11 protein-coding genes are annotated in these 13594 nt (G+C 39.9%); 5 read left to right on the top strand and 6 right to left on the bottom strand.

The features are described 5' to 3' along the window. Window positions 1–222: 222 nt before the first annotated feature. From ACFO3P_RS00655 to ACFO3P_RS00635, 5 genes are read right to left on the bottom strand one after another with little or no spacing between them, the layout of a single operon-like run. Entirely contained in the window at window positions 223–1278 is a 1056-nt protein-coding gene (locus tag ACFO3P_RS00655; protein ID WP_332094003.1) for a YkvI family membrane protein, read from the bottom strand. Between the two features lie 13 nt (window positions 1279–1291). Further along, window positions 1292–2398, bottom strand: a complete 1107-nt coding sequence (menC, locus tag ACFO3P_RS00650) for an o-succinylbenzoate synthase (RefSeq protein WP_379542062.1) — start codon at window positions 2396–2398, stop codon at window positions 1292–1294. 2 nt (window positions 2399–2400) lie between these two features. After that, window positions 2401–3213, bottom strand: coding sequence for a GNAT family N-acetyltransferase (locus tag ACFO3P_RS00645; RefSeq protein ID WP_379542061.1), 813 nt, complete (start codon window positions 3211–3213; stop codon window positions 2401–2403). Further along, entirely contained in the window at window positions 3210–4361 is a 1152-nt protein-coding gene (locus ACFO3P_RS00640) for an amidohydrolase (protein WP_379542060.1), read from the bottom strand. Before ACFO3P_RS00640 ends, ACFO3P_RS00645 begins: the two co-directional genes overlap by 4 nt. After that, entirely contained in the window at window positions 4352–5221 is an 870-nt protein-coding gene (locus ACFO3P_RS00635; protein ID WP_379542059.1) for a MurR/RpiR family transcriptional regulator, read from the bottom strand. Before ACFO3P_RS00635 ends, ACFO3P_RS00640 begins: the two co-directional genes overlap by 10 nt. Before the next feature lie 394 nt (window positions 5222–5615). Here ACFO3P_RS00635 and ACFO3P_RS00630 point away from each other — a divergent pair, with 394 nt between their 5' ends. Then, window positions 5616–6824: a hypothetical protein gene (locus ACFO3P_RS00630; RefSeq protein ID WP_379542058.1), complete on the top strand. Its 1209-nt coding sequence runs from the start codon at window positions 5616–5618 to the stop codon at window positions 6822–6824. A 315-nt stretch (window positions 6825–7139) separates the two neighbouring features. After that, complete coding sequence (locus ACFO3P_RS00625; protein ID WP_379542057.1) at window positions 7140–8135, top strand: zinc-dependent alcohol dehydrogenase family protein; 996 nt, start codon at window positions 7140–7142, stop codon at window positions 8133–8135. 107 nt (window positions 8136–8242) lie between these two features. On the opposite strand, the gene ACFO3P_RS00620 is transcribed toward ACFO3P_RS00625, so the two are convergent. After that, on the bottom strand, window positions 8243–9001 hold the full coding sequence (locus ACFO3P_RS00620) for a MurR/RpiR family transcriptional regulator (protein WP_379542056.1): 759 nt from the start codon (window positions 8999–9001) through the stop codon (window positions 8243–8245). 151 nt (window positions 9002–9152) lie between these two features. On the opposite strand from ACFO3P_RS00620, the gene ACFO3P_RS00615 reads away from it, so the two are divergent. The 3 genes from ACFO3P_RS00615 (at window position 9153) to ACFO3P_RS00605 (ending at window position 13251) form a co-directional block, all read left to right on the top strand. After that, window positions 9153–10742 (top strand): alpha-glucoside-specific PTS transporter subunit IIBC, encoded by a 1590-nt coding sequence (locus ACFO3P_RS00615; protein WP_379542055.1) that lies wholly within the window; start codon window positions 9153–9155, stop codon window positions 10740–10742. A 24-nt stretch (window positions 10743–10766) separates the two neighbouring features. Beyond that, complete coding sequence (locus ACFO3P_RS00610; protein WP_379542054.1) at window positions 10767–12092, top strand: 6-phospho-alpha-glucosidase; 1326 nt, start codon at window positions 10767–10769, stop codon at window positions 12090–12092. Between the two features lie 235 nt (window positions 12093–12327). Further along, window positions 12328–13251, top strand: coding sequence for an RsiV family protein (locus tag ACFO3P_RS00605; RefSeq protein ID WP_379542053.1), 924 nt, complete (start codon window positions 12328–12330; stop codon window positions 13249–13251). Window positions 13252–13594: the final 343 nt, after the last annotated feature.

Genomic DNA, 13594 nt, shown 5'->3' with positions numbered 1-13594 from the left:
AATTAGAAGTCTAATCAGTTTCTTTTTTTATTCTCGAGAATTCCTTATGCAAGTATTTATAAGAGATTCATAAATATAATACGTGAGAAAGAAAGGTGGCATATCAAGGGTTATTGAATCGCAGCAACCAAAAAACAAAAAAGCCGCCTATAAAAATAGACGGCTAAATAACAAAAATCAAAAGTAAAAACACCACATGCTCCTGTATACATACTTTTAGTTTTAAGAAACACGGGTAACCCCTCTTCGAAACCAAGCAATAATTGCTGCAATAATCAAAGCAAATCCTAAATACCCCATCGTAGAATATACTTTGCCGACAAGCGTTGTAAAACCGACTAAGCTAGCTGCAAAACCAAGTAACCCAATAATCACAACGGCAGGCTTATAGGCTCTGCTATCAGGTGCGATAAATCGTACCGTAAAGGAGTAGAACATACCAACTGCTGTATTATACATCATGCCAAGCAGTGCAATAGCCATCAGAATACCAATAAATGGATGGATTTGTTCTGCTAAGGCAAGTGTTGGCATGTCCATTCCTGCCACAACATCTACTTTCATGAACATCCCGATATGAATAAGAATAATCAATCCGCCAAGCATGATTCCTCCAAAAATACCTCCCCAGCCTGCAACTTTTCGGTCTTTCACGCCTCCGCTCATGACAATCAGTAATGCTGCTCCTGCTGCCAGATTATAAGATACATAGAGGAAGGCGCTTAACAACCAGTTAGGTGCGGCAGAAGCTTGTTCCTTGGCGATTGCATCTGCTTCAGCCAGAGATAAATCCGTGGTGAAAATGGAATAGACCAAGATGATAAAGATAATCGCAATCAAGTAAGGTGTAATTGCTGCAATGATTCCGATAATCTTTTGTGTATTTAATAGCAATGTCAGGATAGTTAAAGTTACCATAATAATGCTGCCTGCAATAGTATTGATGCCAAACATCTGCTCAAAAGTAGAGCCGGAGCCTGCAAACATAACGACGGCTACTCCGAAAAGGAAGAAGGTAATTAAAATATCCAATATCGCCCCGATATAACGTCCGCCGATATGGTAGATTACCCCTTTATGGGAAGCTGCCTGCAAGTCTGTTCCCAGCTGGGCAAAGGTGAATCCTAGAAAGATAAAGAGGAGGGTGGCGACAATCCCGCCAACTGTACCCCATATACCAAAGCTGGTGAAGTATTGCATGACTTCTTGTCCTGAAGCGAACCCGGCTCCAACAATAAGACCAACAAAAGCACTTCCTATTTGAAAACTCTTTTTCATCTGATTATCTCCCTTATTTATAATCTTTCTTAACCACGGTATAGGCTTCTACAGCTTTCCGATCTACTTCATAACCGATTCCAGCTTTTGTCGGGACGGTGATATATCCATTTTCTGCAACAACCTCCGGAGCAATGATATCTTTTTCCCAGTAGCGGCTGGAACCAGCGGTATCCCCCGGTAAAATAAAGTTTGGCAGTGTTGTTAAAGCGATATTGTGAGAACGGCCAATTCCTGATTCCAGCATACCGCCGCACCAGACTGGAATATCATTTGCTGCGCAATAGTCATGGATTTTCTTCGCTTCGGTTAAGCCGCCGACACGGCCGATTTTGATATTAATAATTTTTGTACTTCCCAGTTCAACTGCTTTTCGTGCATCTTCCAGTGAGTGGATGCTTTCGTCTAAGCAAATCGGTGTTTGGAGTTCCTTTTGTAATTTTGCATGATCGATAATATCGTCAGATGCCAAGGGCTGTTCAATCATGGTCAGGTCAAAGGCATCTAACTGTTTTAATAGTTCGGTATCCTCTAAACGGTAGGCGGAGTTAGCATCTGCCATAATTGCTGTGTCCGGGAATTTCTCGCGTAACGTATGCATCACATCAATGTCCCAGCCAGGCTTGATTTTTACTTTCATGCGTTTATAGCCTTCTTTGATATAGCCGTCTACTAAAGCGGTGAGGTCATCAATGGATTTTTGGATGCCGATACTGATGCCGACTTCAATCTTTTCTTTTCTGCCACCCAGCGCTACAGCGAGGGATTGGTTGGTTTGTTGTGAATAGATATCCCAAATAGCTCCTTCGAGGGTAGACTTGGCCATGTTGTTTTTTCGGATAGCAGCAAAAATTTCATTAACTTCATCTGGATGCTTTAATTCTTTATTTAGGATAAGCGGGATTAAAAAATCCTCCAGCATATGCCAGTTGGTTTGCAGGGTTTCTTCGTTATACCATGGGGCATGGAATGCGACGGATTCTCCCCAGCCGACGGTTCCATCCGCATCCTTTGCTTCCAGTAATAAAAAATCTCGATTTGTAAATGTGCCAAAGCTGGTGGTGAAAGGAGCTTTTAGTTTCATTTGTAAATGACGAATAGTAATTTCTGTGATTTTCATAATTATTTTCCTCCAAGATCTAAAATATCTTTTTTTATAAAAATGTATTCCCCATAATTTTCATAGGGTTTTAGCCGCACAGCTGCGTAACCTGCTTCAAAGAGATTTTGGAACAGCTCTCGTGTCTGAAGCCTCCAGTCCATGGCGAGTTCTTGACTAGCTGCTTTCAGTCCTTGAAAATCCTTTGGTACACGAACGGAATAGGAATATTCAGTCAATTCAAGTGGTTCTTTCTCTTTCGTGAAAACGGGCAAACCTTCCTGATTAAAGGTTAGCGTGTTCAGAGCCGTTGCATTTTCTGTGTTTACGGATTGCTGCTGCACCACGTATGGACTTTTCAGGTACCAATGGATTTCAAAGCGGTCTGAAGGGAGCCCTTTATTAAAACCATCCTGCATATTGCCGTAACAATTCTCAATATAGGTGTTACACATGCCGTTTAGTTTTGTTAGATTAAGATAGGCGTTACGTGTCTCCAAAGGATCATATGTCCATTTCATCATGTCATAGCCTTTGCGGATGGCAATTTCCCGCTGTTTTTGTTTCAGCATTTTTCCAATGCCTTGAGAACGGTATGCTTGATCCATCCCAAGCATATGAGAGCATAAATAGCTTTTGCCGTTATCGAAGCCTGCAAACCCGTAGCTGAAGCCGACTAATTGATTGGCAGCATAAGCACCGACCATGATGCCGCCATTTTTGACCGCCGTAAGCGTCTGATGGGTGGGAATGGTAGCCATTCCCCAAATCCTCCCCTCCAGCTCCTGCATTTGTTCCATCTCGGCCATTGTTTTTAGTTCTTTACATTGAATCATTTTGTATCGCTTCTTTCTGTTTGTTGTAGTGCTAGGACAAGCGCCTGTGTGATAATTTCTGCTCCGGTTGGCAGGTGCTTTTGATTGAATGTCATTTCTGGATGGTGGAGCCCCGGTGTGACGCCGCATCCGAGACCAAGCATCGTTGTCTGCAGCTCAGGCTTGGAATACGTATAAAAATGAAAATCCTCTCCGCCTGGTGTGACCACGTCCGGCGCACAATTTTCTTCTCCAGCTACATTGATAATAGCTTGCTCCAAAATGGATTTTGCTGTATCACTTACTTGAGCTGCGACGATATGGGCATCTACATTGTAATCAATGGAAACATCGTATAGTGTACTTACCGCGCCTGCTGCTTTTTCAAATCCGGCTGTCAGAGCCTCCATGGTTTCGTTGGTTTGAGCACGGGCATCGATGCTAAAGGAAGCATTGCCTGGAATAATATTTGTTGAAGCACCGCCTCCCTGTATTTGAGTCATTTTAATGGAGGCTGATTCAGCAGGGCTAATCCAAATACGCTTGAGTCCATCAATCAGCGCAGCTGCTGCTTCAATCGCATTCGCTCCCTGTTCTGGTCTTGCACCGTGCGCTTCAACGCCATGAATTTCTCCTGTGAAAAGCTTCGCTGCTCCATGATATAGTGCTGGTGCGTAGGTGCCGTCCTCTAATTCGATTAGTGGCCGGACATGTGCTCCAAATAGAAATTGGAGCGGATCCACAACACCTTGATCAACAAAAGCTTTTGCACCCTGTGCTTTTTCTTCTGCCGGCTGAAAAAGGATACGAACAGCTCCGGATAATGTCGGCTCCAGCTCTTTTAATAAAAGAACGACACCGAGCGCTACAGTCATATGTCCATCATGGCCGCAGGAATGGTTCGCCTGGAATACTCCATTAACCTTTTGCCATAGTGCATCTATATCCGTTCTGAATCCAACTGTGGGAGTTCCTTTTCCAATGTCTACATATAACCCGGTCATATCAGGAAACGTTTGCGGAGCCAACCCCTCGCTGCGCAGAAAATCCACAAGATATGCTGTGGTTTCTACTTCATTCCAGCTTATTTCAGGGTGCTTATGCAAATGTTCAAAAATCTGCTGTAAACGTTCGGCTAATTGTTGTTTTGTCAATTTTCTCAACTCCATTTATCAGAAATAAAAGTATGATTAAAGTCATCATAATTGACGCGCTGCTTCTCATAATAATCCGGGTCAAATGTCATCATTCCAGTTACTACTAAGTTAAGGAAGGAAATAAGTGATGGCATCAGATCAATGGTTGATTTCTCTGTTTGCTCCAATACAAAAGCATAGGAGCAATGTTTTTGAATCGGCGCCAGCTTAGAATCGGTTATGGCAAGCACTGTTATTCCACGTTTATGAAGCGTCTCCGCAATATGAATGGGTTCTTTAAAGTAACGGTGTAAGGAGATTGTGATGACGACACCATCTTCATCTATTTCCTGCATCGTCCGGATAAGCTCTGGCGTTTCCGTATGAATAATGGATACATTTGGCCGTAAAATATTTAAGGTGAAATGGAGCCACTGAGCAGGGAATTGCGATGCGCCAGCCCCGATAATATAGATGTTTTTTGCTTCATGTAATTGATGTGTTGCTTTATAAAATAATTCCTTATCTATTTGTTCAGCAATTCTGTCAATTTGAGCGATATCTTTTTGCATCGCCTTCTCAATGAGATGCTGATCATTAAACAGCTTCTTTTTTTCTGAGAAATAATTCCCAAGTGTGCTGACTGTATTTTGATTAAAAACAAATAAGGTAATCTTTTTTTGCAGTTCGGCATAGCCTTCGAGTCCAAGCGCATAGCAGAAGCGGATAACAGTTGTTTCACTTGTTTCAGCTTTCTTTCCAACTTCAGCTGCAGAATGTGTCCCGACAAAGGTTGGGTTATTTAACACGAAGTTTGCTACCTTCTGTTGTTTCTTTGATAAAGCATTAAAATGAGCCTCGATTAACTCTTTAATTGGCTGGATACCTTCCAAAAAGAAGTCCCTCCTTCATTTTGAATAAAAAAGAAGTTTAAACTTTTTAAAACCATATCATAAATAAGAAAGGATAACAAGTAATTTTCAGAAAAAATAATATAGAAACATTATTATGACAGTATAGTTGCTTGGCAATGAAGCTGGAGAAAAAAGTGCAATACTTATCTGATAGAAAGAGAAACTGTTTTTTCGTGATTTTTAATACGTCGTTCATACTTTTAAAAAGTTGCATTTACTAAGAAATAATTCATACGTATTAACATTGTAGATAAAATCATAGAAGCGTCCTAATCATCTTGTTTGATAAGTGGAGGGTTTAAACATTTCATTTTTCGGCTAAAAGTACATAGATATGCAAAAACAACAAAAAATAAATCGAGGTGAATCTAATTTGAGTGAAACAACAAGATATATCGGTCTAATAACTGCACCAGGTTATCCAAATGAAATAGGGGCAAGACTGCGAGAGGAATTACCGTCTTTATTGGAGTATTATGTAAAAGAAGAAATCGATTGGAAAATTGATTATATAGAAGATCCCTTGATTGGCGGTGGCGCCGAATCAAAGGAAATACTGGAAGCTACCAAGAAGAAGAAAGAAGAAAAGGAATGGGATTATGCTATTTGTTTAACTGACATTCCTTTGTTTATAGAAAAGCGCATGATTGTTGCAGAAGCAAATGAAGATGAAAATATTGCATTGATCAGCATGCCCAGCTTCGGTTCTACTTTAATGATCAGACGTTTGCGGGAATCGATCATGCAGCTGGTCAACGAAATGTATTATGGGAGCTCGGATAAGGCAAGAGAGCGTTCTGCAGAACGGATTGAATCAAAGCGCAGCAAGCACAAGGACGTAGATATAGATGACTCTAAAAACCTGATGACGAATAAATTTTTTGGTTGGCTATCCCCAATCAAGCGTGAAGCACCGGATGATAGGGAAGAAGATTATATGGATGTTCGTTTTACAGTAGGGCGTGGAGGCAGTATTTCTATCCGCTTAATGGGTGGAATGGTGCGCGCAAATCGTCCATGGAATATGTTTCCCGCATTTTTGAAAATCCTGACTATTGCTTTTGCCACGGGTTCTTATGCGTTGGTTTTTCCGACATTGTGGCTGTTAAGTGAGCATTATACGATTTTAAGGATGTGTCTGCTTACTATATTTTCTGTCATAGCGATGACGCTATGGATTATTTTGATTCACCGATTATGGGAGAGGAAGCGGGATCAGAGTAATGATTACACACGGAAGCTTTATAACGCAACAACGTTTTTAACGTTATTGATCACCGTTTGTATTTATTATGTCATGCTGTTCTGTTTATTCCTTGTCGGCGTATTTGTTTTTATTCCAATGGGAATGCTGGAGGAGCAGCTTACGAGTGACCCTGGCTTAATTAATTACTTCTATATTGCCTGGATTGCTGCCAGTGTATCCACGGTAATCGGGGCGCTTGGTACAGCGTTAGAGGATGAGGATGTTGTGCTGAATGCGACGTATGGCTATCGTCAGCGGCAGCGCCATGAACAGCTGAAGAAGAAAAAAGAGAACGAAGAGGATGAAGATAAAGAGAAGGAATCTCTGTCTAAATGATATAAAAAAGAGACTGTTTTTTTCAAAGCAGGTCTTCTGTTTGATAATCCCTATTCAAAACAGGAAAGAATGGTTATTATTTTTCTCCTGAGTATGAATAGGGATTTTATTTTAATATCAATCGATTTGTTTACATTACTGTCTTTAGAAAAACAGATAGCTGTTGTAATTGCTTTCATATTTTGAAATAATAGTTTCGAATTGAGCTGGTTCATTACACTAGCTGGAAAAAAGCTTATAGAAATTCATTTTTTTAACTTGTATGTTCCACCTTAAAAATACGATGAGAATGAGAATCAAAAGGAGCGTGTATGTATGAAAGCTTTGTTGTTGAAAGAAAAAGAGGATATGTCCATTCAAGAAACTGAAAAACCAGTGATTCAACCGGAAGAAGTATTGATTGAAGTAAAATATTGCGGTATCTGTGGAACGGATGTACATATTTTTCATGGGGAACCAGGTTCTGCTGAAGTTACACCTCCGATTGTCTTAGGGCATGAATTTTCTGGAGAAGTTGTTGAAATAGGTGCATCCGTCTCCGGCTTAAAACTGGGAGACCATGTTGCTGTGGATCCCAATATTTATTGTGGTAAATGTACGTATTGCCGCCAAGGGAGGGTACAGCTATGCGAAGACCTCTCTGCTGTTGGGGTAACGCGAAATGGCGGGATGGAACAATTTTGTGCTGTTCCAGAGACTGCTTGTCATCTTTTAGATAAGGAGCTGCCCTTGGAAGTTGGCGCTTTGGCAGAACCATTAAGCTGTGTACTTCATGGATTTCATCAAATCAGCGAGATTCAGGCGCGTACGAAGGTATTGATTATTGGCGGAGGGTTTATTGGATCTTTATTTTTACAGACTGTCCAGCTAAAGAATCCAGCTAAAGTCGACGTCTGTGAAATTGATGTAAATAAACATGCGCAGCTGAGTGAGTTGGGTGCGGACCATCTATTTCAATCGACAGATGATGTAGCGGCAGAGTATGACCTCGTGATTGAATGTATCGGCAAAAAACAGACCATAGAGGCAGGTATCCATAAAACTGGAAAAGGCGGAGAGGTGCTTCTTTTTGGAGTGCCGTCCCCAGAAACACTTGTGGAATTCCCTGCTTTTGATGTGTTCAGCAAAGAGTTAAAAATGGCCGGATCCTTTATCAATCCTTTTACAGTAGAAGAAGCTGTTTCCTTGTTAAATCAACAAAAAGTGCAGGTTACACCGCTGATTTCACATACGCTGCGTTTAGAGGAAGTACCAGCTGTTTTAGGGAATTATGGGGATTACGGGATTACGAAGGCTATTGTAAAGCTGTAATCCATTTATTACTTTAAAACTAATTCCTATTTATGACAAAGCCTTTCATTTCCCCCTGAATTATTGAGGCAGCTGAGAGGCTTTTCTTTGCGTTTTTTAATAACTGATTATTCCTCTTGCTGCTCCATCTTCCACTCACTAAATTTCCGGACAATAATATCAAAAACAATATGAAAGGGCAAAAAGCTGGAGTTGTCTACCTTGTTATATAAATAAAACGGTGTACTGTTTACATAGATATTAAACATGGCATTTTGTGCCAGGAAATTATTTCGCAATGTCGTCACGCTGATATATTTAATATTTCTTGTTTTGAACATATGGATGATTTCGTCCAGATTTTTCGATTCTCCAGATAAAGAAATAATAAATATAAGGTCCTCTTCCCCAAATTCATCAATGCCATCTGTTAAGTCTCGTTCACTTCGCAATATGAGAGACTTCTTATGGAGAGACCATAACTGTCTTTGTACGTTATTGGCTATATCCTGCTGAGCCGTCCCCGTACCATAAATATAGATAAAACTTGCTTCGTCAATCAACTCATTTAATTTGTGGAAATTTAACTGTTCCATATATTTCATGGTCTGTTGTATATCCTGGTTCAGCAATTCCATTAAATCCTGGGAAGTATCTTCATTGTAAATATTTAATTTAATATAGGATTTCAAATCACTGTAACCATCTAGCCCAATCTTTCTAGTCAGCCGATGAATGGAGGAGATTGAGGTATGGGCATAATCTGCCAAGTCCTGAATTTTCATCGCTTTCATTTCATCAAGATGGTTGTGAATGGTATTAACGATATGTAGATCATTCTCATTCAAGTCTTCGTAGTATTCATTCACCAATTTATCCAGAATCATTTGATTCATCTCCTTGTAATGAAAATGTTTTCACTCTATGAAAATATAATCTAATGTTACTACGTTATTTCTGAATGCGTCAAACCTATTGGAATTTGAAAGCGCTCCCTATATATTGGAATGAGAGATTAAAACAAAGGAGTTTTTGTTCATGAATGCAATCAAGCGGTTTGGCAGTGCGATGATAGTTCCCGTTCTTTTATTTGCGTTCTTTGGTATTGTGGTCGGACTGGCAACGTTATTTAAAAATCCGGCTATTATGGGAAGCATCGCTGAAGAAGGAACAATGTGGTATAACATCTGGACCATTATTGAAAGTGGCGGGTGGACGATTTTTGATCACATGGAGTTGGCTTTTGTGATTGGTTTGCCGATTTCACTTGCAAAGAAAGCGCAAGCACGTGCAACACTTGCGGCATTGATGGTTTATCTTGTTTTTAATAATTATATCAATGCGATTCTGACACTTTGGCCATCGACCTTTGGTGTTGATTTATCCCAGGGTGTTGAAAATTTAACAGGTGTGAAAGAGATTGCTGGTATCCCTACATTAGATACAAATATCATTGGAGCTATTGCCATATCTGGTATTGTGATTTGGATTCATAATCGTTTTTATGATAAGAAATTACCTGACATGCTGGGTATTTTCCAGGGACTTGTATTCGTTACCATTATTGGATTTTTCGTTATGATTCCGTTTGCTTTCCTTATTGCATTTGTATGGCCATATGTTCAGCAGGGGATTGGTTCCTTACAGGGATTCATTACTCAGGCAGGCTATATCGGTGTTTGGCTGTTTCATTTCCTGGAACGCGTTTTAATTCCAACAGGGCTGCATCATTTTATCTATACACCGTTTGAATATGGGCCGGCAGCTGTCAATGAAGGGTTAAAACCATATTGGATTTCTAACTTAAATGAGTTTGCTAATTCCACTGCAGCATTAAAGGATCTTTATCCATATGGATTCTTAATGCAAGGGAATATTAAGATGTTTGGCTGTCTGGGTATTGCGCTGGCAATGTACTATTCTACACCGAAAGCGAACCGAAAGAAGGTACTTGCGCTTGTATTGCCAGCCACATTAACAGCCGTATTTGCAGGAATTACTGAACCGCTTGAATTTACATTCCTGTTTATCGCACCATACCTATTTGTGATTCATGCGCTTCTTGGAGCGACCATGGTTACGATTATGAACATGTTTGGTGTTGTTGGAATGATGGGTTCTGGATTTATTGAGATAGCAGCATTGAACTGGATTCCGCTCTCTTCTAACCATGGAGGGATTTATATAATCCAAGCAATTGTCGGGTTTATCTTTGTAGCATTGTACTTTGTCCTGTTCAGGTGGATTATTGTGAAGTTCGATATCGCCTTGCCAGGTCGAAAAACGGATGAGGAGGCTAAATTGTACACGAAACAAGATTATCAAAATGCTAAAAAAGAGGAAGATGGAGAAAATCAAGAAATTGCAGCTGCAACATATGAGTCGGAATATGAGGAGAAAGCGGTCTATTATTTAGAAGGACTTGGCGGCAAAGAAAATATTAAAGATGTTACAAATTGTGCAACACGTCTGCGTGTCACAGTGAAGGACCCCGACTTGGTCAAAGGAAATGATTACTTTACAAAAAATCAGATGGCTCATGGAATAGCTCAAAGCGGTCAAAGTATACAGGTCATTGTAGGCTTGAGTGTACCGCAAGTGAGAGATTCCTTTGAAACAAAACTTTAAAAATATATCAGGAGGCGTTTTAAAATGAAAAAATTTAACATAACCATTGCTGGAGGCGGAAGTACATTTACACCGGGGATTATTTTGATGCTGTTGGACTATCTGGATGAATTCCCGATCGATACGATTAAACTCTATGATAATGATGGAGATAGACAAAAAACAATTGCAGATGCATGTGAGATTTTATTAAAAGAACGTGCACCGGAAGTGAGTTTGCTGGCTAGTACCAATCCAGAAGAAGCATTTACCAATATTGACTTTGTGATGGCACATATCCGGGTCGGCAAATATGCGATGCGTGAACAGGATGAGAAAATTCCATTGAAACATGGAGTGGTAGGACAGGAAACATGTGGCCCTGGCGGAATTGCTTATGGGATGCGTTCGATTCCAGGAGTATTGGAATTAGTTGATTATATGGAAAAATATTCTCCAGATGCCTGGATGCTGAACTACTCTAATCCGGCTGCCATTGTTGCCGAAGCGACACGCAAATTAAGACCGAATTCTAAGATTTTAAATATTTGTGATATGCCAATTGGGATTGAAGAATTAATTGCCAAAAGCTTAGGGTTATCCTCTCGTAAAGAGATGGAAGTAAACTATTATGGCCTGAATCACTTTGGCTGGTGGACAGATATTCGTGATAAAGAAGGAAACAGCTTGATGCCTCAGGTGACAGAGCATGTCAGCAAGTATGGATATACTATGGGCGGACAGGATATCCCTGGAGAAGAAGCGAGCTGGAACAGTACATTTAAAAAGGCGAAAGATGTACAAGCATTAGACGCAGCAACAGTACCTAACACGTATTTAAAATATTATTTATACCCTGATTATGAAGTAGCACATTCCGATAAAAACCATACACGCGCAAATGAAGTAATGGAAGGCCGGGAGAAGTTTGTATTCGGTGAATGTCAGGCAATTATTGATAAAGGAAGTGCAGCGGATACGAAGCTTGAAACGGATGATCATGCTTCCTACATCGTTGACTTGGCAAAAGCAATTGCCTTTAATACAAAAGAGCGCATGCTGATGATTGTAGAAAATAATGGAGCCATCGTTAACTTTGATCCAACTGCAATGGTAGAGGTTCCTTGTATCGTTGGCAGCAATGGTCCAGAAAAACTGGTTGTCGGCGAGATTCCGAGATTCCAAAAAAGCCTGATGGAGCAGCAGGTAGGCGTAGAAAAATTAGTAGTAGAAGCGTTTGAAGAGGGTTCTTACCAAAAATTATGGCAGGCAATCACCTTATCTAAAACCGTGCCAAGTGCCAAAGTAGCGAAGGATATTTTAGATGATTTGATTGAAGCGAATAAAGCGTTCTGGCCAGAGTTGAAATAGTTTCTGACATACAGGCAATAGGAGTGGAGAAGCTCCTATTGCTTGTTTTATGTGGTATTGTCGGGCTTTTAAATTTTTTCGCCTGTACGCATTTTCATCATTGAAAAGTTACAATACACCAAAAAGTTGCTGCCCGAACGTATGTCTAGTTATGGTAAAATAAAAGGTATTATTAAATAAAGCAGAATATTCAATTCAACCACAGTCAATATATCATATGGGGAGAGAAAAAGTAATGCAGAGAAAATGTATTATTCTAGGGCTTGCAATACTTATTTTTGGGCTGATTGGATGCAGCAGCAATAATAATCATACCAGCAAGGAGATGCAGGAAGCTGCAGCCGATGATTCACGTGAAACAGTGACGGAAAAAGAAGAAATATCAGATGATGCAGATCAAAAAGCAGAAGAACCAGAGGAAACTAAAGCTGATGCTAAAAGTAAAGAAGCTGGCGAAGAATTAAAGGAAGACAGGCCAGATGAGGAAACGCTAGAAACCGACACAGAGACGGGAACAGAAGAAGCTGAAATAAATGGGGAAGAACAGGAGGATGCAGCATTTCTGTCACCAACCTCCGCAGAATACGAAATAGAAAAGTTAGAAAAAGCTGGGGAGTGGACCGAGATTTCTGCAGAATATCCCGTGTTCGGCATGGAAGAAGCAGATAAAGCGATTGAGATGGAAGTCAAGAAGCATTTTGAAGAATTTGAGACAGAGTTTGAAGAAAACGAGAAGCTGCTTGCGGAGATTCCGTACGAAGGAGGGGAAAGTCTTTATTTTTGGGAACCAACAATAACGGATGACTATATCTCCTTTATGTTTGGACATGTTATGGATTTTGGCGGACCACATCCATACACGTATCAATATCCTTTTAATTATGACTTAAAGAACCAACGTGAATTATCGATACAAAATTTGGTGAAAAATGAATCGCAGCTTAGTAATCTTGGTGATTTAATATATAGTAAGCTGGAAAATGAAGGGCCGGAATTAGATATGCTGGAAGAGGCAACACAGCCGGAGTGGGAAAACTTTCAGCAGTTTGTTCTAACGGATGATTCGATTATTTTTCATTACGAGCACTATGTGCTTGGGCCATATGCTTATGGAGTGTTTGATGTGGAAGTAACATTTGATGAGCTGAATGCGCTTTGATGAAAAATTGGCATTCTATTTGTTAGGGGAATGGAAGAAAAATAGATTTATGATAGAGAGTTGAATTTGTTTGGCTCTCTTTTTTGCCGGTGCTAAAGTTTCTTTACCCGCTCTTTAAAATGAGCAATGGAATTATCATAAGTTATTTTCTGCTTTTTCCCATTGAGGTAGACTATTAAGTTTTTCACCTTAATTTTTATCAATGCGAAAGTTAAGTTATTATGTTATGATATAATATATTATAAAATATCATAACAATATTATATTTTACGATATACGGTAGTAAGTTGAGGATTACATCAAATTCGATTAATGTTCAAGGGTATAAATATGCTGCTTTTTT

The sequence above is a fragment of the Oceanobacillus aidingensis genome, assembly GCF_042654105.1.
GTDB lineage: Bacteria > Bacillota > Bacilli > Bacillales > Amphibacillaceae > Oceanobacillus > Oceanobacillus oncorhynchi.
The sequence above is the reverse complement of the archived record's forward strand: the minus strand, read 5'-3'. Positions and strand labels throughout refer to the sequence as shown.

Excerpts from the sequence above, each read along its gene's own strand:
- ACFO3P_RS00610 (WP_379542054.1), top strand. The coding sequence starts at position 10,767 with ATGAAAAAATTTAACATAACCATTGCTGGAGGCGGAAGTACATTTACA.
- ACFO3P_RS00645 (WP_379542061.1), bottom strand. The coding sequence starts at position 3,213 with ATGATTCAATGTAAAGAACTAAAAACAATGGCCGAGATGGAACAAATG.
- ACFO3P_RS00655 (WP_332094003.1), bottom strand. The coding sequence starts at position 1,278 with ATGAAAAAGAGTTTTCAAATAGGAAGTGCTTTTGTTGGTCTTATTGTT.
- ACFO3P_RS00625 (WP_379542057.1), top strand. The coding sequence starts at position 7,140 with ATGAAAGCTTTGTTGTTGAAAGAAAAAGAGGATATGTCCATTCAAGAA.
- menC (WP_379542062.1), bottom strand. The coding sequence starts at position 2,398 with ATGAAAATCACAGAAATTACTATTCGTCATTTACAAATGAAACTAAAA.
- ACFO3P_RS00640 (WP_379542060.1), bottom strand. The coding sequence starts at position 4,361 with ATGGAGTTGAGAAAATTGACAAAACAACAATTAGCCGAACGTTTACAG.
- ACFO3P_RS00605 (WP_379542053.1), top strand. The coding sequence starts at position 12,328 with ATGCAGAGAAAATGTATTATTCTAGGGCTTGCAATACTTATTTTTGGG.
- ACFO3P_RS00615 (WP_379542055.1), top strand. The coding sequence starts at position 9,153 with ATGAATGCAATCAAGCGGTTTGGCAGTGCGATGATAGTTCCCGTTCTT.
- ACFO3P_RS00620 (WP_379542056.1), bottom strand. The coding sequence starts at position 9,001 with ATGATTCTGGATAAATTGGTGAATGAATACTACGAAGACTTGAATGAG.